The sequence below is a fragment of the Arthrobacter sp. zg-Y20 genome (assembly GCF_030142075.1).
Lineage (GTDB): Bacteria > Actinomycetota > Actinomycetes > Actinomycetales > Micrococcaceae > Arthrobacter_B.
On the sequence record NZ_CP126241.1, the window covers coordinates 3,046,273 to 3,065,342 of the forward strand.

General features: G+C 67.1%; 19 protein-coding genes, 1 pseudogene and 1 riboswitch. Of the genes and pseudogenes, 8 read left to right on the forward strand and 12 right to left on the reverse strand.

Annotated elements, in window-relative coordinates:
- The first annotated feature begins 2 nt into the window (after window positions 1–2).
- Both QNO06_RS14565 and QNO06_RS14570 read left to right on the forward strand, forming a co-directional pair.
- Entirely contained in the window at window positions 3–569 is a 567-nt protein-coding gene (locus QNO06_RS14565; protein WP_227911766.1) for a low molecular weight protein-tyrosine-phosphatase, read from the forward strand.
- Complete coding sequence (locus QNO06_RS14570) at window positions 559–1,155, forward strand: nucleoside/nucleotide kinase family protein (RefSeq protein ID WP_227911767.1); 597 nt, start codon at window positions 559–561, stop codon at window positions 1,153–1,155. Before QNO06_RS14565 ends, QNO06_RS14570 begins: the two co-directional genes overlap by 11 nt.
- A 30-nt stretch (window positions 1,156–1,185) precedes the next feature.
- Here QNO06_RS14570 and cls read toward each other — a convergent pair whose 3' ends face one another.
- Entirely contained in the window at window positions 1,186–2,661 is a 1,476-nt protein-coding gene (gene cls / locus QNO06_RS14575; RefSeq protein ID WP_442860142.1) for a cardiolipin synthase, read from the reverse strand.
- 84 nt (window positions 2,662–2,745) lie between these two features.
- Between cls and QNO06_RS14580 the strand changes: the two genes are divergently transcribed.
- Complete coding sequence (locus tag QNO06_RS14580; protein ID WP_227911768.1) at window positions 2,746–3,627, forward strand: aminodeoxychorismate lyase; 882 nt, start codon at window positions 2,746–2,748, stop codon at window positions 3,625–3,627.
- Window positions 3,628–3,645: 18 nt separating this feature from the next.
- Here QNO06_RS14580 and QNO06_RS14585 read toward each other — a convergent pair whose 3' ends face one another.
- The 3 genes from QNO06_RS14585 to QNO06_RS14595 all read right to left on the reverse strand — a co-directional run bounded on the left by QNO06_RS14585 (window position 3,646) and on the right by QNO06_RS14595 (window position 6,733).
- Complete coding sequence (locus QNO06_RS14585) at window positions 3,646–4,401, reverse strand: energy-coupling factor transporter transmembrane component T family protein (protein ID WP_227912398.1); 756 nt, start codon at window positions 4,399–4,401, stop codon at window positions 3,646–3,648.
- Between the two features lie 86 nt (window positions 4,402–4,487).
- On the reverse strand, window positions 4,488–6,056 hold the full coding sequence (locus tag QNO06_RS14590) for an ABC transporter ATP-binding protein (RefSeq protein ID WP_227912399.1): 1,569 nt from the start codon (window positions 6,054–6,056) through the stop codon (window positions 4,488–4,490).
- 53 nt (window positions 6,057–6,109) lie between these two features.
- A complete protein-coding gene (locus QNO06_RS14595) occupies window positions 6,110–6,733 on the reverse strand; it encodes an ECF transporter S component (RefSeq protein WP_227911769.1) in 624 nt (207 codons plus the stop codon).
- 98 nt (window positions 6,734–6,831) lie between these two features.
- A riboswitch (TPP riboswitch) is annotated at window positions 6,832–6,964 on the reverse strand.
- Between the two features lie 94 nt (window positions 6,965–7,058).
- Here QNO06_RS14595 and QNO06_RS14600 point away from each other — a divergent pair.
- The gene (locus tag QNO06_RS14600; protein ID WP_227911770.1) at window positions 7,059–7,322 is read left to right on the forward strand and encodes a DUF4235 domain-containing protein; all 264 of its coding nucleotides are present in this window, start codon (window positions 7,059–7,061) and stop codon (window positions 7,320–7,322) included.
- A gap of 229 nt (window positions 7,323–7,551) precedes the next feature.
- Here the strand turns inward: QNO06_RS14600 and mnhG are convergent.
- The 6 genes and pseudogenes from mnhG to QNO06_RS14630 form a co-directional block, all read right to left on the reverse strand.
- Window positions 7,552–7,893 (reverse strand): annotated as a pseudogene (mnhG, locus tag QNO06_RS14605) (monovalent cation/H(+) antiporter subunit G); the annotation flags it as partial.
- A 4-nt stretch (window positions 7,894–7,897) separates the two neighbouring features.
- On the reverse strand, window positions 7,898–8,158 hold the full coding sequence (locus QNO06_RS14610; RefSeq protein ID WP_227911771.1) for an MrpF/PhaF family protein: 261 nt from the start codon (window positions 8,156–8,158) through the stop codon (window positions 7,898–7,900).
- Window positions 8,155–8,751, reverse strand: coding sequence for a Na+/H+ antiporter subunit E (locus tag QNO06_RS14615; protein WP_227911772.1), 597 nt, complete (start codon window positions 8,749–8,751; stop codon window positions 8,155–8,157). The genes QNO06_RS14610 and QNO06_RS14615 overlap by 4 nt, the downstream gene beginning before the upstream one ends.
- Complete coding sequence (locus tag QNO06_RS14620; protein ID WP_227911773.1) at window positions 8,748–10,361, reverse strand: Na+/H+ antiporter subunit D; 1,614 nt, start codon at window positions 10,359–10,361, stop codon at window positions 8,748–8,750. Before QNO06_RS14620 ends, QNO06_RS14615 begins: the two co-directional genes overlap by 4 nt.
- The gene (locus QNO06_RS14625; RefSeq protein WP_227911774.1) at window positions 10,358–10,843 is read right to left on the reverse strand and encodes a Na(+)/H(+) antiporter subunit C; all 486 of its coding nucleotides are present in this window, start codon (window positions 10,841–10,843) and stop codon (window positions 10,358–10,360) included. The genes QNO06_RS14620 and QNO06_RS14625 overlap by 4 nt, the downstream gene beginning before the upstream one ends.
- Window positions 10,840–13,887 (reverse strand): Na+/H+ antiporter subunit A, encoded by a 3,048-nt coding sequence (locus QNO06_RS14630; RefSeq protein ID WP_227911775.1) that lies wholly within the window; start codon window positions 13,885–13,887, stop codon window positions 10,840–10,842. The genes QNO06_RS14625 and QNO06_RS14630 overlap by 4 nt, the downstream gene beginning before the upstream one ends.
- Before the next feature lie 207 nt (window positions 13,888–14,094).
- On the opposite strand from QNO06_RS14630, the gene QNO06_RS14635 reads away from it, so the two are divergent.
- Window positions 14,095–15,474: an MFS transporter gene (locus QNO06_RS14635; protein WP_227911776.1), complete on the forward strand. Its 1,380-nt coding sequence runs from the start codon at window positions 14,095–14,097 to the stop codon at window positions 15,472–15,474.
- Here QNO06_RS14635 and dcd read toward each other — a convergent pair.
- Window positions 15,471–16,085, reverse strand: a complete 615-nt coding sequence (dcd, locus tag QNO06_RS14640) for a dCTP deaminase (protein WP_227911777.1) — start codon at window positions 16,083–16,085, stop codon at window positions 15,471–15,473. The two genes, QNO06_RS14635 and dcd, sit on opposite strands and share 4 nt — an antisense overlap.
- A gap of 22 nt (window positions 16,086–16,107) precedes the next feature.
- A complete protein-coding gene (locus tag QNO06_RS14645) occupies window positions 16,108–16,962 on the reverse strand; it encodes a tryptophan 2,3-dioxygenase (RefSeq protein ID WP_227911778.1) in 855 nt (284 codons plus the stop codon).
- A gap of 69 nt (window positions 16,963–17,031) precedes the next feature.
- On the opposite strand from QNO06_RS14645, the gene QNO06_RS14650 reads away from it, so the two are divergent.
- The 3 genes from QNO06_RS14650 (at window position 17,032) to QNO06_RS14660 (ending at window position 19,031) form a co-directional block, all read left to right on the forward strand.
- Window positions 17,032–17,520, forward strand: coding sequence for an SseB family protein (locus QNO06_RS14650; RefSeq protein WP_227911779.1), 489 nt, complete (start codon window positions 17,032–17,034; stop codon window positions 17,518–17,520).
- 189 nt (window positions 17,521–17,709) lie between these two features.
- Window positions 17,710–18,726, forward strand: a complete 1,017-nt coding sequence (locus tag QNO06_RS14655; protein WP_227912400.1) for a M4 family metallopeptidase — start codon at window positions 17,710–17,712, stop codon at window positions 18,724–18,726.
- A complete protein-coding gene (locus QNO06_RS14660; protein WP_227911780.1) occupies window positions 18,723–19,031 on the forward strand; it encodes a protealysin inhibitor emfourin in 309 nt (102 codons plus the stop codon). Before QNO06_RS14655 ends, QNO06_RS14660 begins: the two co-directional genes overlap by 4 nt.
- The last annotated feature ends 39 nt before the right edge of the window (window positions 19,032–19,070 follow it).

Below are 19,070 nucleotides of genomic sequence, written 5' to 3' on the forward strand. Positions count from 1 at the left end.
GCATGTTCCGGATCCAGACCATATGCACGGGCAACATTTGCCGCTCCCCCATGGCCCAGTTTGCGCTGGCCCGCGCCTTCGGCGACGCCGCCGCGGAACGGCCGGTTGCCGGGGAAGAGCCGGCGGCAGTGGCGGTGGACTCCGCCGGACTGAGCGGCTGGGAAGCGGGCAAGCCGATGGATAAGCGGGCCGCGGCCGAACTGCGGCGCCACGGCTATCCGGATACTGGCATCACTGCCTTCCGGGCCCGCGGGTTCCAGCCGGAATGGTTCGCCGAACGTGACCTGATCCTGGCCATGGACTACGGCCATTTTATGGAACTGTCGCTGCAGGCCCCCACGCAGGCGGACCGGGCCAAGGTGATGATGCTGCGGGCCTTCGACCCGGCCCTGCAGACACCGGCCGGCCGGCCGCACCCCTCCGCGGAACTGGGCATTGCGGACCCCTGGTACGGGGACCAAAAGGACTTCGAGGAGTCCTACGCCCTCATCACGGCCGCCGTGCCGGGCGTGCTGGAGTATGTGGAACAGCTCCTGGCGAACCGGTGCGAAAGCCGCCATGACCGCTGAGCCCGCAGCTTCCACCGGAGACTCCCGCAAACCCCTGCTCATCGCCGTCGACGGTTTCTCCGGAGCCGGCAAAACGACGCTCGCCACCGAAGTGGCCGCAGCCTTGAGCCGCCGCGGAAGCGTGCGCCTGTTCCACCTCGAGGACATTTACCCCGGCTGGGACGGCCTGGAATCGGGAATGGCCTACTACCGGGAGCAGGTCCTGCGTCCGCTCGCCCGGGGGCAGGCGGCCCGCTGGCAGGCCTGGGACTGGGAAGCCGGACGCCGCGGACCCTGGCGGAGCACCGAACCGGCCGACGCCGTCGTCTTCGAAGGGGTGGGCGCCGCGCACCGCGAGGCCCGCAGCATGCTGGACACCGCCGTATGGGTGGGCGGCGAGGAATCCGTCCGCCGCAGGTACGCCCTGGAGCGCGACGGCAGCACCTACGCCCCGCACTGGGAGCGCTGGGCCGCGCAGGAGCGGCGCTGGTCCGCCGACGACGACGCGTCCGCCGCCGCGGACCTGGCGGTGCGGATGGTGGGTCCGGACGCCAATGCAGCAGCGGCGCTGGCGTCGGTCCTCGGCGTGCTGGACCGCGCTGCCTGAACTGCCGGCGCTGGCCGCCGCGCGGGCTCCTTACTGCAGGGTGGCGGTCAGCCGGGCCACGTTGTCGATGTAGCGCTGCCAGAGGGGGCGGTCCACCCAGTCCTCCAGCAGCAGTTCCTTGGACAGGGCGCGGTAGGTGTCCTCGACCCGGCGCATCTGTTCCACGATGGTGCCGTCGAACATCATCATGGAGACTTCGAGGTTCAGCGAGAAAGAACGCATGTCCATGTTGGAGGAGCCCAAGACGGCCACCTCGTTGTCAATGGTGAAGTGCTTGGCGTGCAGGACCAGCGGCTTGGGGTACTGGTAGATCCGGATCCCGGCCCGGAGCAGCGCCTCGTAGTAGGAGCGCTGGGCGTGGTCCACCAGGAACTGGTCGCCCTTTTCGGAAACGAACAGTTCCACTTCCACGCCGCGCTGGGCCGCCGTCGTCACCGCGTAAAGCAGGGTGTCATCGGGCACGAAGTACGGGCTGGTGATGGAAATCCGGTCGCTGGCCGAATAGATCAGGGACGCGAACAGGCGCAGGTTGTTTTCGGTGCTGAAGCCCGGTCCGCTGGGGACCACCTGGCAGGTCACGTTGCCCGGATCGTAGGTCCATTCGTACAGGCTGAGTTCGCGTTCTAGGTTCTCATCGGTTTCGGCGTTCCAGTCGGTGGCGAAAACGACGTTGAGCTCATCCACCACCGGTCCTTCCACCCGGGCCATCAGCTCCACCCATTTGCGGCCGGAGCGGCGGTTGCGGCCCTTGTGGTAGGCAGGCTCAATGAGGTTCTGCGATCCGGTGAACGCAACGGCTCCGTCCACCACCACCAGTTTCCGGTGGTTGCGCAGGTCCGGACGGCGCCAGCGGCCCCGGAAGGGCTCCACCGGCAGCATCCGCCGCCATTGGACATCACTGTTGCGCAGTTCGCGCAGCATCTTCCGGTAGCCCTTGATCCGCAGGGTGCCGATGTGGTCGAAGAGCAGCCGGACGGTGACGCCGCGGGCAGCCGCTGACTTGAGTGCCTGGAAGAACTGCCTGGTCTGGGCGTCGTAGCCCATGATGTAGAACTCCACATGCACGTAGCGTGCGGCTTTTTCCACCGCACGGGTCATCATGTCGATGGACTCCGCGTAGTCGCGCTGCAGGTCGACCTTGTTGCCGTCCAGTGTGGGGAAGGACCCCAGCCGGCGGTTCAGCTCGGCGGCGTTGAGCACCCACTCCGGTCCGCCGTAATTACTGCCCTCGGCCTCAAGTTCCTTGGTGTTCTCGCGCACCGTCCGGTTGATCTCCGCCTGCCGCCGCACCCGGTGGTCCGACAGCCGGTGGTTCCCGAAGAGGGAGAAGAGGATGATGCCCGGGATGGGAAGGAAGAAGATGCACAGCAGCCACGCCATGGCCGTCGTGGGACGCCGGTTGCCGGGAACAACGCCCAACGCAATAATCCGGATACCGTAATCCACCACGGCCAGCACGGTCGCCGTCCATCCGGACAGGTCAAAACCGGTCAGAGACCACCACACGCTCAAGCTCCTCCCAGCAGCACCCTGCCCTCAGCCTATCGGTACGGGGGTCCCGGGCGTGTCCCGCGCCGCTAGGCTGGTGCCATGACTGTTCTGGTTTTCCTGGATTCCGCGTACCCCGACGGCCGCCCTGCCGATCCTGCGGTGCCGCATCTGCTCGTGAGCGACCTGGGCGTCACCCGCGGTGACGGGATTTTCGAGTCGCTGCTGGCCGTGGACGGTGTGCCCCGGAAACCGGACGCGCACCTGGACCGGCTGGCGTCCTCGGCACAGCTGCTGGACCTGCAGATCCCGGTACGCCAGGCCTGGGAGCGGGCCATCGCCACGGCATTGGCGCTGCACTTCGGGCAGGGCGCTGCCGGGCCGCAGGGCCGGGCCGCGGTGAAGCTGGTGGCCACCCGGGGCGTGGAAGGCAGCGGGACCTCCACGGCGTGGGTGCAGGTTTCCGCCGCGCCCGACGCGGCGCGGCAGCAGACCGACGGGATTAAGGTGCTGCTGCTGGACCGCGGCTATGACAGCATGGCCGCGTCCCGGGCACCCTGGCTGCTGCTGGGCGCCAAGACGCTTTCCTACGCCGTGAACATGGCCGCCCTGCGCTACGCCAAGGAACACGGGGCCGATGACGCCATTTTTACCTCCTCGGACGGCAAGGTCCTGGAGGGACCCACCTCCACGGTGGTGCTGGCCCGCGAACGGGACGGTGTCCGGACCCTGCTGACCCCCGAACGGAAGAGCGGCATCCTGGCCGGAACCACGCAGGACGCCCTCTTCAAGGCCGCCGAAGCTGCCGGCTGGGAACTGGGCTACGGCCCAATGGTTCCGGAGGACCTGTTCGCGGCCGACGGCGTGTGGCTGGCTTCCAGCATCCGGCTGCTGGTTCCGGTCCGTTCCATCGACGGCCGCGAGCTGCCTTTCTCCGAGAGCCTGAACAGCGAACTCGCGAAGCTGGCCGACACCGCACTCTGAGCACTCAGCCCCCGATGCTCAGGTCAGGATGAAGTTGAACGTGCCGGCCGCCAGCGCCGCTGCCACCGCGGCGGCTGACACGACCACTCCCGTGGCCAGCACCGCGGCGTCGATCCTGCTGAACGTTGAGGTCCGTGCCCAGGACCGGTCCCCCGCGCCAAACCCGCGGGCCTCCATGGCCACGGCCAGCCGCGTGGCCCGGCGGATGGCCTGCACCAGCAAGGCCAGTGCCTGCCCGGCGAAACCCTTCAGCCGGGCCGCCGCACCGGCATCGGGCCCCGCGCCGCGCGCGTGGCGGGCCAGCCCGATGGTCCGCCATTCCTCGACCAGCAAACCCACCAGGCGCATGGCCGCCAGTGCGCCCAGCACAAAGCGGTGCGGCAGCCGCAGCTTCTGCGCCAGGGCGTCGGCCAGGTCGGTGGGATCGGTGCTGGTCAGCAGGTAGATCCCGGGCAGGGCTATGGCCAGCCCGCGCAGTCCAATGGCAATACCCGCGGCCACGGAACCGGAGGTAAAGATCAGCGGTCCCGCTGCAAACAGCACCGCCCCGGTCTTCTCCGCCAACAGCGCCGTACCCCAGGCCCCGATCAGCGCGGCCACCAGCAGCGGCGAGATGCGCCGCAGGAGCGTACCCGCCCGGATGTGCAGCAGCGGCAGCAGGAGAAGTTCCAGGGCCAGGACGACGGCGGCGCTCACCCAGTCCACGGTGACCAGCACCGCCAGGGTCAGCAGGGCCGCCGACGTGAGCTTGGACAACGGGTTGGCGCGGGCCAGGAAAGTAACGGCGGTGCGGACGGGCGCGCCCGCGTCTTCTCCAGGCGCCGTTCCACCGGACTCCGCGGCCGAGATCTCCGCCCGGCTCACCGGAGCACCTCGGTTGCATTGTCCGCGGCCGGCCCTGCTGCCGGGTCCGGCACCGGCTCGGCGGCGGCGTCCCGGACCGTTCCGCCGCCCACCTGCAGGGTCCGCGCGCCCAGCGCCTGGATGAAGCCGGCGTCGTGGGTCACCGACACCACGCACCGGCCATCGTCCAGCTGGGCACGCAGCAGGGCCACCAGTTCCGCCCAGGTTCGGGCGTCCTGGCCAAACGTCGGCTCATCGAGCAGCAGGATGGACGGCGCCGTGGCGAGCATGGTTGCCACGGACAGCCGGCGCTTCTCCCCGCCGGAGAGCGTGAAGGGGTTGGCATCCAGCAGGGCGTCGAGGTGCAGCCGTTCGGCAAGCTCCCGCACCCGGGCCGCGGACTCCTTTTCCAGCCCGAGCCGGCGCGGGCCGAAGGACAGTTCGTCCAGCACGGTGTTGGTGAGGAACTGGTGCTCCGGTTCCTGGAACACGGTTCCGATCCTGCTCACCAGCTGCGCCGACGTCCACCGGTGCGGTTCGGGCGCAGCGGTGCCGGCCAGCAACGGTTCGGCGGCGATGGTTCCGCCCCGCGGCCGCAGCAAGCCGCCCATGGTCAGGGCGAGGGTGGATTTGCCGGCACCGTTGGGTCCGGTAATGCCGACGGCGGTTCCGGCGTCCAGCGCCAGGTCCGCCCCGGTGACCACGGCAGGTCCGCGGCCCGTCCGGGCGGCAGCCAGCCCGCGGGCCGCCAGCAGCCGGTTCCCGCCGGCAGCCGGGGCCCACGCACCGCCGGGAATCTCCGGCCGGGCGCCCGGAAGCCAAACCCCGGCTGCGGCCAGGGTTTTCCGGTGCACCGGATCCCCCAGCACCTGCTCCGGTGATCCGTCGGCCAGGACGCCGCCGCCGGCAGCCAGTACCACCACGCGGTCCACCACGTCCGCCCAGACCTCCACGCGGTGCTCCACCACAATGACGGTGGCGTCGGTGCGGTCCAGCACCCGCACCACGGCGTCGCGGATTTCCGCCACGCCCGCCGGGTCCAGGTTGGCGGTGGGTTCGTCCAGCAGCAGCAGTCCGGGTTCCATCGCCATCACGGAGGCCAGGGCCAGCCGCTGCTTCTGCCCGCCGGAGAGAGCGGAAGTGGAACTCTCCAGCGGCACGTCCAGTCCGACGTCGGCCAGTGCGGCCCGCACCCGGGGCCAGATCTCCCCGGCCGGGACCGCAAGGTTCTCGGCGCCGAAGGCAACTTCATCCCCCACACGGGACAGCACGGTCTGCGCATCGGGATCCTGCAGCACCAGTCCGGTCCGGCCGCGGGCTGCGGGATCCGCCGGATGGACACCGTCCACTGAGATCCTGCCCTGTTCCTCCCCACCGGTATCCGGTCCCAGCACGCCCGCGAGGGAATGCAGGAGTGTGGATTTTCCGGCGCCGGAGGCCCCGAGCAGCAGCACCCGCTCCCCCGGCGCTACCGACAGGTCCAGTCCGGACACTGCGGCACCGGCCCTGCCCCCGTGCCGCCACCCCCAGCCTTGGGCGGTAACGGCGGCGGGACTGCTGCGCCGCGCGACGGCGGAAGGCAGCACCCGGGGTGCGGCCGCGCCGGGAGCCCGGCGGCGGGCGTTCAAAAACCGCACCGCTATGCCTTGCCTGTCCGTCCGGACGCGAAGGGTGCCAGAGCGCCGGTCCGTGCCAATGCCCGGACCGCCAGCCAGGACAGTCCGCCGGCCAGGACCGCACCGGAGAAGGCAGTGAGCAGGACATACAACAGCTTCCACTGAGCTGCCCACTCCACGTTGTACAGAACGTTTTCACTCAGTCCCAGGAACAGGCCCGAACCCAGCCCGGCCAGCAATGCCACGGGCAGGGAGAAGCGGCGGTAGAGGAACAGCAGGAACACCAGTTCGGCACCGAGGCCCTGCAGGAAGCCGGAGAGCAGCACGGATAGGCCGAACTGGGTGCCCAGCACACCGGACACGGCCGAGGCCAGCACTTCGCAGTAGATCGCGGCCGCCGGCTTGCGGATGATCAGCCCGCCCAGCACACCGGCAATAAGCCAGCCGCCGGTATAGAGGCCGGCCAGCGGCGGGAACGCGGCGGTCAGCGCACTGATCCCGGCGTAGCCGAGGGACCAGGCCCAGAAAATGACGCCCACGGCCACGGCCACTACGGACGCAACAACAATGTCCACCACACGCCATGTGCGTGCCGGCGCTGCGGGCTTGGCTGCGGACGGTGCCGCAGCAGAAGTAAAGCGGTTCATGAATATCCTCCTGATAGCAGGAGGGGAGGGTAGTGGCGCGCCGGCAATGCCGGTGCCGTTCCTGCCGTGCCCCGGCGGGTGCCGTGACGTGGCGGGAATTCCCTGAGCTCTCGACTCCCTTCGCCGGTACTAACCGGATCAGGTTCGAGGGTCTGCGGATGTCCGCACTCTCAGCGCCTTGTCTCCGCTGCCCGAAGGCCGTGCGGAGGGGGCGCTCCCCTGTCGTGTGTTTGCGGTACCACTCTACACACGCGTGCCCGCTCCCCGCAGGGGTACCGAACGGATACCGTAGGGTTAGGAAAAACGCCCGAAGCTAGGAGTACCCATGAACCTGATCCTCAAACTGCTCGGAACCGGAGCCAGTATCCTGTCCGGAATCGTGGCCGCCAAGGTACTGGATTTCGTCTGGACCAAGGCCACGGGCAACGAGCCGCCCAAGGACGCCGAGGGCAGCCTGGAAAACAGCCTCCGCGCTGCCGTGGCTTTCGCCGTGGTGTCCGGCGCCGTCAGCTCGGTCATCCGGGTCCTGACCACCCGCGGCACGCAGCGGGCCATCCAGCGCTACCAGAAGACCCCTGAGGTCGTCTGACCCGGCCTGCCGGCCCAAGCACCGCCTGCGGCGCTCAGCCCTCGGGATTCTTTCCCGGGTGCTGGGCGCCGCTGCTTAACCCGGCCTCGCGTTCGCGGCCGGCCAGCAGTTCGTCGTCGTCCAGTTCCCCGGTGTAGGCCGGTTCCTCCTCGCCGGGATCGTCGTCCACGCGCGGGTCCTCGTTTTCGTCCTCGAGCGCCTCCGCCTCAGCGTCCTGGAGCAATCGCTGGGCGCGCTCGACGACGTCGTCCAGTTCGTCGATCACGAGCAGTTCCGGCCGCAGGTGCTTGGTGCGGTACCCGGCCCGGCCCACCATGTGCGCGGAAACAGGTGCCGTCAGCAGCATAAAGATCCATGCGACGGCCAGGACCGGCAGCAGTTTCCAGCTGCGGAACTCCACGGCCATGGCCAGCAGGAAAAGCAGCAAGCCGAGCACCTGCGGCTTGGACGCAGCGTGCATGCGGCTGAGCAGGTCGGGGAAGCGGATCAGGCCGATGGCCGCCGCCAGGGACATCAGTGCCCCGCCGAACATCAGGACAGCGACAATCGCGTCGTACACGGTTTCGTCCATGGCCCTACCGCCTGTCCGTCACGAAGCGCGCAACCGTTACCGACCCGATGAAACCGACCAGGGAAATGGCGACCAGCAAGGCCAAGTAGTCCAAGTTGCGGTAGACGATCATGTCCACGGCCAGGGCGCCGCCCACAATGGCCAGCAGCACGTCCGAGGCAAGCACCCGGTCCAGGATCGACGGCCCGCGGGCAATCCGGTAAATCGCCCCCGCGCCGGCCACGGCCAGCATGAGGCTCACCACCACCACGGCAACGTTCATCATGCCTTGCCTCCAATCTTCCGCTGACGGGTTTCATCACTCTCGGCGCGCAGGGCAGCCAGTTCCTCTTTGGTGCCCATGGTCCGGATCAGCCACGCCTCGGCCTGCAGGACGTCGGCGCGCACCTTCTCCGCCTGCTCAGCCGTGGACACGTCCAGGGCGTGCAGGTACAGGGTGGAGGTGGAACGGTCGACGTCGACAATCAGCGAGCCGGGAATCAGGGACAGTGCGTGGCCCGTGGCCGTGACCAGCAGGTCCGACCGGCTGCGCAGCTTCACCCCGATCACGCCGTTGCGGATCCGCGGGCCGCGGACAACCGCCAGCCAGAGCACATGGAAACTGGCCTGCACCAGTTTGTAGAAGAACCGGCCGGCAAAGACGAGGCCGTAGAACAGGTTGAACCGGCCGCTGAGCTCCACCGGCGGCAGGTAAAAGATATTCGCCACGATAAACGCGATCACCGTGCCGAAGAGCAGGTTGCCGGCACTGAAATCCTGCCAGAGGGCACCCCACAGGAACACCAGCCAGATCAGCAGCGGCAGTTCCTGCAGCAGCGGGATACGGGCGCGGTTGCGCATGCGCGCTTCCTTCGTCATTGGTCAGCCGCTCCTTCCCCGAGTACCGCTTCGATGTACGGAGTACGTTCCAGCAGGTCCCGGGCGGCACCGTCGCTGAGCGAGAACAGCGGCCCGGCGAGCACGGTCAGGCTGACGCCCAGGGCAACCAGGCCCACGGTGGGATAGACCATGGTGCGCGGCAGCAGGTCCACCGAGTCCCGGTGGGCGAACCGGCCCGTGGTGTGTTCGCTGACGTCCTGCGACTTGCGCAGGCTGGCACCGTCCGGCCCGACGGCCAGCAGGATCGGATCCGGATGGACGGCGTCTTCCGGGGTCCGCCAGAAGGCGCGGTTCCATACCCGGGCCATCACCAGCAGCGTCAGCAGGCTGGTGGCGGCGCTCGCGGCTACCAGGACGTAGGCCAGCGGGGTGCCCAGCTCGACGCCGGCCTGCATCAGGCCCAGCTTCCCCAGGAACCCGGAGAACGGCGGAATGCCGGCCAGGTTGATTGCCGGGATGAAATACAGCACGGCGAGCAGCGGGGAGAGCTTCGCCAGCCCGCCGAGGCGGTCCATGTTGGCCGTCCCGCCCCGGCGTTCAATCAGGCCCGTGACCAGGAACAGCGAGGTCTGCACGGTGATGTGGTGCACCACGTAGAACACAGCGGAGCCGATGCCGACCACGGATGCGACTGCCAGGCCGAACACCATGTAGCCGATGTGGCTGACCAGGGTGAAGGAGAGCATACGTTTGATGTCCGTCTGGGCCAGGGCACCGAGGATACCCACGAGCATGGTCAGCCCGGCCACCACCATCAGCAGCGTATTTATCCGGTCTCCCGGGAACAGCAGGGTCTCTGTCCGCACCATGGCGTAGACGCCCACCTTGGTCAACAGGCCGGCGAACACGGCCGTCACCGGTGCCGGGGCGGTGGGATAGGAGTCGGGCAGCCAGAAGGACAGCGGGAAGACGGCGGCCTTGATGCCGAACGCCACCAGCAGCATCAGGTGCAGCATCAGCTGCGTCGCCGGATCCAGCTCCCCCAGCTTCAAGGCCAGATCCGCCATGTTCACCGTGCCGGTGGCCGCGTAGATCATGGCAATGGCAATCAGGAACAGCAGCGAGGACACCACGCTGACCACCACGTAGGTGACTCCGGCCCGGATTCGCGGCGTGGTGCCGCCCAGGGTCATCAGCACATAGCTGGCCGTCAGCAGGATCTCGAAACCTACATAGAGGTTGAACAGGTCCCCGGCCAGGAAGGCGTTGGAGACGCCGGCCACCAGGATCAGGTAGGTCGGGTGGAAGATCGAAATAGGGCCGTCTTCATCGCCGTCGGCCATACCCTGGCCGGCGGCGTAAATGAGCACGGCGAGGCTGATGGCCGAGGAGACCACCAGCATCAGGGCGGAGAACTGGTCCACCACCATCGTGATTCCGAACGGCGGCAGCCAGCCGCCGAGGTTAACCGCCACGGCACCGGTGTTCCAGACCGAGAGCAGCAGAATCACTTCCAGTGCCAGCGTCACGGACAGGATGCTGACGCTGACCACCCGCTGGGAACGCTGGTGCCGGATCAGGATGAAGGCCAGGGCCGCGCCGAGGAGCGGCAGCACGACGGCCAGGGGCGCGAGGCTTGCTGTAGTCATCGGTTCACCTCCGGGTCCTTCTCTGCGTTGCCGCGTTGGGACCCGGGAGCCTCTTCGGCTTCTTCGGGCGGGGTGAATTCCGTGGTGTCCTCCGGTACATCGGCGTCGTCTTCCGCGTCGAAGCTGCTCTGGCTGGCGACGCGGCGGTCCTCAATGTCGTCCTGGACCTCGTCCTGGCGGCCCAGTACCCAGGACCGGTAAATGATCCCGAGCATAAAGGCCGTCACGGAGAACGAAATGACAATCGAGGTGAGGATGAACGCCTGCGGCAGCGGGTCGTTGTAGGCATCTGCGGCCAGGTCCTTGTTGAACATGGGAGCCAACCCTGCCGGGCCGCCGGTTGCCAGCAGCAGGATGTTCGTTGCATTGGTCAGCATGGCCAGGCCAAGCACCACCCGGGTCAGGCTCCGTTCAAGCAGCAGGTAGATGCCGCAGGCGTACAGGGCACCCATCACCAGGAGAAGGGTTATATTCACGGTCACCGGGCCACCTCTTCCTCTTCGGGCCGGGATCCCGTGCCGGGAACACCGTCGAGCCGCTGGCCAAGGTCAATGATCTGCGGTTCCTCCACTATGTCTTCGTCTTCGCCGTCGTCGCCCTCGCTGCGTTCATCGATTTCCGAACCCAGGCTGCGGAGGACATCAAGCACCAGGCCCACCACCACCAGGTACACGCCTATGTCGAAAATCGTGGAGGTGACGAACTTGACCTCCCCAAACACCGGCCAGGAGAACTTGAGGATGGCGCTCTGCAGGACTTGCCCGCCGAAGAACAGGGGCGCGGCAGCGGACAGGGCCGCCAGGCCCAGGCCTCCGCCCAGCAGGGCTCCGGCGCTCACGGGGCTCGCCTCGGCCAACTCGAACCGTCCGCCGGCGAGGTACCGGATGGTCAGCGCCAGCCCGGCCATGAGCCCGCCGGCGAAGCCGCCGCCGGGGGCGTTGTGGCCTGCTATCAGGAGGTAGACCGAGAAGAGGATGACCGAGTGGAACAGCAGCCGGGTAATCACCTCGAAGATGATGGAGCGGCGTTCCGGGGCCAGTGTCCGGCCGGCCACCAGCCAGGCATCCCGTCCCACGCTGGAGAATTTGCGGGCCAGGGCCAAGGTTGCCTGCCGGCGCCCGGTGGAGGCGAACTGCTCCCGGCCGCGGTCCACGGAACCGGAGGCCACGCCCTCGGCGCGGCGGCGCTTATCGCCGCGTCCGCGGACGAAAATCAGGGACGCCAGACCGGTGGCGGCGATGGCCAGGACGGAAATCTCGCCGAAGGTGTCCCAGGCACGGATATCCACGAGGGTCACGTTGACAATATTGGATCCGCCGCCGCCCTCGTACGCCAGCTGCGGGAAATCCAGGGAGATGGGGGTGGCCACCCGCGACGCCATGGCTGACATCGCGAAGACAATCATGGAGGCACCGAACGCAATGCCCAGCAGGGCCCGCAGGAAACGGTGCCGTTTGGGCTCGCGCTTCCACAGCCGGGCCGGCAGGGACCGCAGGGCCAGCACAAAGGCCACCAGCACAATTGTCTCCACCAGCATCTGGGTCAGCGCCAGGTCCGGGGCCCCCTGGAGGGCGAAAATAAGGGCAATGCCGTAGCCGCTCACCGACACCATCAGCACCGCCAGGAAACGCTTGCTGGCGCGCGCTGCGGCTACCGCACCGATGATGACGGCAGCACCAATCACGGCCTGCAGCGGGTTGTCGAACCAGCGGAAGCTCTCGGGCATGGGCGCGGAGCGGAGGATGAGCGCCGAAAGGGGCGTGAGGATCGCCATGATGAGGATGACGAACAGGTAGAAGGTGAGCGAACCGCGCTGCGTGCGGCCCGTGACCCAGACGGCGACGTCGTCCAGCACACCGATGGCGCCGCGGTAGGAGCGCTCAGCGTCAATCGGGGAGGCAACGTCCCGCTGGAAGGACTCCATTTGCCGGCGCAGCAGGAACAGCGCTGTACCGGTGGCCAGGGTCAGCACGGTCAGTCCCAGTGCCGGGGTCAGCCCGTGCCACAGGGCCAGGTGGGTCGGTTTCCCGTCCGCCGGAAAGAGCCCGGCATAGGAGGACACCACCGAATCCAGCGGGGCCGGCCACAGTCCGAAGACCACGGTGGCGGCGGCCAGCACTGCGGGAGCCCCCAGGAAGGACCAGGGCACGGCCTTGAACGGGGTGGCAGCACAGTCGTTCTTGACGGCGAACGCGCCCCACACAAAGCGGGCGCTGTAGGCGAAGGTCAGGATGGAGCCGGCGACAATGCCGGCCAGCAGCAGCCAGGCCGCAAAGCTGCCCTGCTGTTCGCCGTAGTGCACGAAGGTTTCGTAGATGGATTCTTTCGCCACGTAGCCCAGCAGCGGCGGCACACCCGCCATGGACGCGGCACCGATCACGGCGACTACGCCCAGCTTCGGTGCGGCCCGGAAAATTCCGGAGAGCTTGCGGATGTCGCGGGTGCCGGCCTTGTGGTCGATGATCCCGACCACCAGGAACAGCGTGGCCTTGAAGAAGCCGTGGGCCAGCAGCATGCCCATCCCGGCGACGGCTGCTTCCCGGCTGCCCAGGCCAACCACCAGGGTCAGGAAACCGAGCTGGCTCACAGTGCCGTAGGCGAGGATCAGCTTGATGTCGTACTGCCGCAGGGCACGCCAGCCGCCCAGCAGCATGGTGGCCAGGCCCAGCACCAGCACTATGGGGTGCCAGAACGCGGTTTCGGAGAAGCCGGGAGCAAGCCGGGCGGTCAGGTAGATGCCGGCCTTCACCATGGCGGCGGCATGCAGGTAGGCACTGACCGGAGTGGGTGCGGCCATCGCGGCGGGCAGCCAGAAGTGGAAGGGCAGCAGGGCTGACTTGGACACGGCGCCCACCAGCATCAGGGCGACGGCGACGTTGACCAGCATGCCCGAGCCCACCAGTTCCGGTGCCTGCGCCATGATCTCGGAGATCCGGTAGGTATGCGCGGCGGAGCCGAGCATGATCATGCCAACCAGCATGGCCAGGCCGCCGAAGGTGGTGACGATCAGGGCCTGCAGCGCTGCCCGGCGGGCGGAGAGGCGCTGGGCCGCGTACCCGATGAGCAGATAGGACAGGATGGTGGTCAGTTCCCAGAAAATGAACAGCAGGATCAGGTCATCTGCCGTCACGAGGCCAAACATGGCTGCGGCAAAGGCCAGCAGCTGGGCCCCGAAGGATCCCATCTTCGGATCATTGGGGCGGAAGTACCGGGCGCAGTAGAAAAGGACCAGCGCACCTACCCCGAGGATCAGGATGGAGAGCACAGCTGACAGCGTGTCCATCCGGAAGGCCAGTTCCACCTGCAGGTCCGGAATCCAGGGGATGGTCACGGACGGCGGGGCGTTGGGGGCTCCCGAGGCGAGCGTCTGGTTGGCGCCGGTGTACTGCGGGAACGTGGCCATCAGCCAGGCGAACGCAGCCGCGGGGAAGGCGGCAAGCACGTAGAACGCCGACCGGCCAGCCTTCCGGAAAAATATGGGCGCAACCAGTGCCACCGTAAACATAACGGTGAGCACAAAAAGCACTATGATCTCCCGGACTCTCTCGTCGATTGTGCAGCGCTAAAGGCTGTAGTGATCGCTGTAGTTATCAAGGGGGCGGTCAAGGTCGTACATACATTCTACCCATGGCATACACATCCCTTCCTATTCGGGTCCGCCGGCGCTACACCCAGCAGCCGCACGGCGGCGTGGAATGCCGGGGAAAATGCCGGTTGCCGTTAGGCTCTGCGCATGAGTGTCAGAACACATAAAGAGCCCGCGGGGGCGGCGCCCGCTTCCAAAGCCGCCCGGTGGAAGCAGGTAGCGGCATGGGCCGCCTGGGACTGGGGCTCGGCGTCCTTCAATGCGGTGATGACCACTTTTGTCTTCACCGTCTACCTGACCTCCAATGCCTTCGGGGACACGGATGACAACTCCGCGGTGCTCGGCGCAGCGCTGGCCGTTGCCGGCGTCGCGGTCGCGCTGCTGGCACCCATTACCGGACAGCGGTCCGACGCCGGCGGCCGGCGCCGCACCTGGCTCACCGTCAACACGCTGCTGACCTGCGTGCTGATGGCGGCGTGCTGGCTGGTGCTGCCCTCCCCCGATTACCTGATCCTCGGCGTGGTCCTGATTGCAGTGGCCAACCTCTTCTTCGAATTCGCCGGCGTGAACTACAACGCCATGCTGAGCCAGGTGTCCACTCCCGCCTCAGTAGGCAAAGTCAGCGGGCTCGGCTGGGCCATGGGATACGTGGGCGGCATCGCCGCGTTGGCCCTGGTGCTGGTGGGCTTTGTCCAGCCGGAGGTCGGCTGGTTCGGCGTCACCTCGGAGAACGGCCTGAACCTGCGCTCCGTAGCCCTGTTCTCCGCGGTATGGTTCCTGCTCTTCGCGCTTCCGCTGATGTTCGCGGTTCCGGAGGTTCCGCGGCAGGACGCCGTGGCGCGGATCGGTTTCCTGGCCTCCTACAAGCTCCTGTTCCGGCGCATCAAGGCCCTGTACAAGACCGACCGGCACACTATTTACTTCCTGCTGGCCAGCGCCGTCTTCCGTGACGGACTCGCTGCCGTGTTCACCTTCGGCGGCGTGATCGCTGCGGGAACATTCGGCTGGGAGCTCTCCGAGGTGATCATGTTCGCCATCTTCGGCAACGTAATTGCCGCCGTCGGATCCGTGATCGGCGGTTTCCTCGATGACCGGGCCGGACCCAAGCCGGTAATCATCGGGGCCCTCATCGGGCTGATCCTGGCCGGCACCGCCGTTGTGGTGCTGGGACCGGGGAACCAGGACATGCTGGGGCTGCAGTGGAGCGGGGACACCACGTTCTGGATCTTCGGCCTGCTGCTGTGCCTGTTCGTAGGCCCCGCACAGGCTGCCTCACGTGCGTTCCTGGCACGGCTGGCACCTGTTGGCAAGGAAGGGGAACTCTTCGGGCTCTACGCCACCACCGGACGGGCCGTCAGTTTCCTGGCCCCCACCCTGTTCTCCGCCTGCATCGTGATCTTCGGTGCTCAGCGCTACGGCATCATCGGCATCGTGGCCGTGCTGCTGCTGGGACTGCTGGTCCTGCTTCCGGTCCGCTCCCCCGGCCCCCGCACCCGGTCCGGAGACCGGGCGGGGCAGGCAGGCTAGGAAGCGGCGGCTTCCGCCGCGGCGCCGTCGGTTCCACCGACGTCGGTGCGGTGGAAGTTGAGGTGGCTGCGCGACGCCGTCGGGCCGCGCTGGCCCTGGTAGCGGTTGCCGTACCGGCCGGAGCCGTAGGCGTACTCAGCCGGGGAGCTGAGGCGGAAGAAGCACAGCTGGCCAATCTTGGACCCGGGCCACAGCTTGATCGGCAGGGTGGCCATGTTGGAGAGCTCCAGCGTCACGTGGCCGGAGAAGCCCGGGTCGATGAAGCCGGCGGTCGAGTGCGTGAGCAGCCCCAGCCGGCCCAGGGAGGACTTGCCTTCCAGGCGGGCGGCAATGTCGTCCGGCAGGGTCACCTGTTCATAGGTGGAACCCAACACGAATTCGCCCGGATGCAGGATAAAGGGCTCGTCCGGGTCAACTTCCACCAGCCGGGTCAGCTCAGACTGGTCCAGCGAGGGGTCGATGTGGGCGTACTTGTGGTTGTCGAACAGCCGGAAGAAGCGGTCGATGCGCACATCAACGCTGGAAGGCTGGACCATCGCGGGGTCATACGGGTCCAGGGCAATCCGGTTCTCGGCAATCTCGGCTCGGATATCGCGGTCAGAAATCAGCACTCTTCAAAAATAGCGCATGCCCCTAGCGGCCGATTTCAGTGCGCACCGCGTACAGCTCGGGGAAGAACGTCAGTTCCAACGCCCGGCGCAGGAAGCCGGCACCGCTGGAACCGCCCGTGCCCCGCTTCATGCCGATGGTCCGCTCCACGGTCTTGAGGTGTCGGAAACGCCACAGCTGGAAGTTGTCCTCCAAGTCCACCAGTTCCTCGCAGGCCTCGTAGATGTCCCAGTTCGCTTCGTGGTTCTCATATACGTACTTGAAGATCTCCAGCAGTGATTCGTTGTAGACGTGGGCCTTGCGGACGTCCCGGTCCAGCAGCGCCGGGTCCACGGCGTAGCCCCGGCGGTGCAGGCAGCGGATGAACTCGTCATAGATGCTGGTCTGGGTCAGCAGCCCTGACAGCAGCGCCTGTGCTTCCGGATCTGCCTGGAAGACGGCGATCATGGCCTCGTTTTTGTTGCCCAGCAGGAACTCCACGGCCCGGTACTGGTAGGACTGGAACCCGCTGGAAGCACCCAGGTCGCCGCGGAACTGCGCGTATTCGGACGGGGTCAGGGTGGCCAGCACCGACCACTGCTCGGTCAGCGAGCGCTGGATGTGCTTGATCCGGGCAATTCCCTTCATGGCCGAGCGCAGGTCATCCTCCTGCAGCCGCGTCCGGACGGCCAGCAGTTCGTGCAGGACCAGCTTCAGCCACAGCTCCGAGGTTTGGTGCTGGATGATGAACAGCATCTCGTCATGGTGCTCCGGCCGGCTCACCGGGTGCTGGGCCGAGAGCAGCTGGCCCAGGGCGAGGTAGGACCCGTAGCTCATCTTGTCGCTGAAATCGCGTTCAATGCCGGGCTCGAGGCTGCGGGTGTTCTCATTGCGTTCCATGCCCACCACGGTAACCGGCGGATATGCCAGACTTGGGTTTTTGCCCCCCGATCTTCCCAAGGAGTTTCCATGGAACCGGACAACACCCCAGAAATCCCGGCGATGCCGCTTGCCCATGAGGATGCCCCGGCCCCCGGCGCAGCACTGGAAGAGGCCATCACCGCTGGCCGTGAAGGACGGCTCAGCAACCGTGAAGTAATGTCCGTCATCTGGACCTCCGAGCTGCTCAGCGTGGGACGCCTGGCCAAGGAGGACGACCCGGCCACCTTCCAGGCCGTGGTCCTTAAAGCCCCGGACGCGGAGTACTCGGTGGCAGCAACCTTCACGTCCGCCGACCGGATTCCGCAGCAGCTGCGCGAAGCGGCTCCCGTGGTGGTGAAGGCCAGTGGCGAGGCGACCATCCGCAGCATCGCCCCGGGATACGGCATGTCGGTCAACCCCGGCCATGAGGTGGGACTGGAAATCGGTCCGGACGTTGTTGCGTCCCTGGTCGCAGCGTCCGAACTGGCTGATGAAGATGCAGACGGTTCGGATCGGCAGGCGTCAGCGGAGGGCTAAATCCGGGCCGGACGGACCCGAATTAGGCGGATTGGGTTGCGTTACGGCCATTTGATGGTCATTTTGCGGTACTAGCCCTTGCAGTGTCGGTGGTGGAGCCTACGCTTGGGAACCTCACAACAGATGGAGGGCTGTACCGTGACCAAGCCGAGCGTTACTCATTCGATCTGTTCCATCGTTCCGCCCTATATGCTCAAGCGCCTCGCTGCGGCCGACGACCCTGCCCGGGCGACGGCGGCCGCGGCGGCACGCCGCACCCTCACCGCCGAATCAAATATCGCTGCGGTCCGCTCTATCCCGCACCAGGTACCGGCCCGGGGAGCGGGAACAGCCTTCGCCCCTTCACTGCGCCGCAGCGTTGCAGACGCCCTCGGCTTGGAGGAACTGCCCGGTACCGTGGTGCGCTCCGAGGGACAGCCGCCCACCTCCGATCCGGCGGTGGATGAAACCTATGACGGGCTGGGCGCCACCTACCGTCTCTTCAACGACGCCTTCGGCCACTCCTCCCTTGACGGCGCGGGCCGCTCGCTGGAGGCAACCGTCCACTACGGACACGACTACGACAACGCCTTCTGGGACGGTTCCCGGATGGTGCTCGGCGACGGAGACGGCGAGGTATTCCAGCGCTTCAGCAAATCCCTCACCGTTATCGGGCACGAGCTGACGCACGGACTGATCCAGTACACCGCCCAGCTCACCTACCAGGACCAGGCGGGCGCCCTGAACGAATCCGTGGCAGATGTCTTCGGTGTCCTGGTGGAGCAGAAACTGCTGGGCCAGGAAGCGGCCGAAGCCAGCTGGCTGGTGGGTGCAGGACTGTTTACCGAGCAGGTGGGCGGACAGGCACTGCGGTCCCTCAAGGCTCCGGGCACTGCCTACGACGACGACGTGCTCGGCAAGGACCCGCAGCCGGGGACCATGGACGGCTATGTATCCACCACGGCCGATAACGGCGGAGTGCATGTCAATTCCGGCATCCCCAACCACGCTTTCTACCTGGTTGCTGCGGCACTTGGCGGGTACGCCTGGGAGCGTGCCGGCCAGATCTGGTTCGACACCATTACGGAGCGGAATTTCCCGCCGGACGCCACTTTCGCGGTCTTCGCCGGAGCCACGATTACCGCTGCCGAAAAACGGTACGGGGCCGGAGCCGAAGAAACTTCTGCTGTGCAGGCCGCATGGAAAGAGGTTAACGTCATGGTATGAGACTGGTTGTAGTGCGCAGCGGCGGCTTCGCGGGCATGCAGCGCACCTGGAGCACGCAGGTCACCCCTGAAGAGGCGCAGGAACGCTGGCTGCCCCTCCTGCAGGACCCGCCCGAAGCCGTGGACGGTGAACCGGACCGCTTCATTTATGAAATCTCGGTGGGTCCGGAGGCCGTCACGATTCCCGAGCGCGAGGTCAAGGGCCGGTGGCGTGAACTCGTTGAGCGGGCCCGCAGCGGCGGTCCGGACGACTCCGCTGCTGCGCAGGCTTCAGCGCAGGACACCGGCCCCGCACGCGAGGCGTGAGAGCCCCGCACTGCGAATTCGGCAACCGTGCGGTTCCAT

Excerpts from the sequence above, each read along its gene's own strand:
- QNO06_RS14565 (WP_227911766.1), top strand. The coding sequence starts at position 3 with ATGTTCCGGATCCAGACCATATGCACGGGCAACATTTGCCGCTCCCCC.
- QNO06_RS14570 (WP_227911767.1), top strand. The coding sequence starts at position 559 with ATGACCGCTGAGCCCGCAGCTTCCACCGGAGACTCCCGCAAACCCCTG.
- QNO06_RS14580 (WP_227911768.1), top strand. The coding sequence starts at position 2,746 with ATGACTGTTCTGGTTTTCCTGGATTCCGCGTACCCCGACGGCCGCCCT.
- QNO06_RS14595 (WP_227911769.1), bottom strand. The coding sequence starts at position 6,733 with ATGAACCGCTTTACTTCTGCTGCGGCACCGTCCGCAGCCAAGCCCGCA.
- QNO06_RS14600 (WP_227911770.1), top strand. The coding sequence starts at position 7,059 with ATGAACCTGATCCTCAAACTGCTCGGAACCGGAGCCAGTATCCTGTCC.
- QNO06_RS14610 (WP_227911771.1), bottom strand. The coding sequence starts at position 8,158 with ATGATGAACGTTGCCGTGGTGGTGGTGAGCCTCATGCTGGCCGTGGCC.
- QNO06_RS14615 (WP_227911772.1), bottom strand. The coding sequence starts at position 8,751 with ATGACGAAGGAAGCGCGCATGCGCAACCGCGCCCGTATCCCGCTGCTG.
- QNO06_RS14620 (WP_227911773.1), bottom strand. The coding sequence starts at position 10,361 with ATGACTACAGCAAGCCTCGCGCCCCTGGCCGTCGTGCTGCCGCTCCTC.
- QNO06_RS14635 (WP_227911776.1), top strand. The coding sequence starts at position 14,095 with ATGAGTGTCAGAACACATAAAGAGCCCGCGGGGGCGGCGCCCGCTTCC.
- QNO06_RS14645 (WP_227911778.1), bottom strand. The coding sequence starts at position 16,962 with ATGGAACGCAATGAGAACACCCGCAGCCTCGAGCCCGGCATTGAACGC.
- QNO06_RS14650 (WP_227911779.1), top strand. The coding sequence starts at position 17,032 with ATGGAACCGGACAACACCCCAGAAATCCCGGCGATGCCGCTTGCCCAT.
- QNO06_RS14655 (WP_227912400.1), top strand. The coding sequence starts at position 17,710 with ATGCTCAAGCGCCTCGCTGCGGCCGACGACCCTGCCCGGGCGACGGCG.
- QNO06_RS14660 (WP_227911780.1), top strand. The coding sequence starts at position 18,723 with ATGAGACTGGTTGTAGTGCGCAGCGGCGGCTTCGCGGGCATGCAGCGC.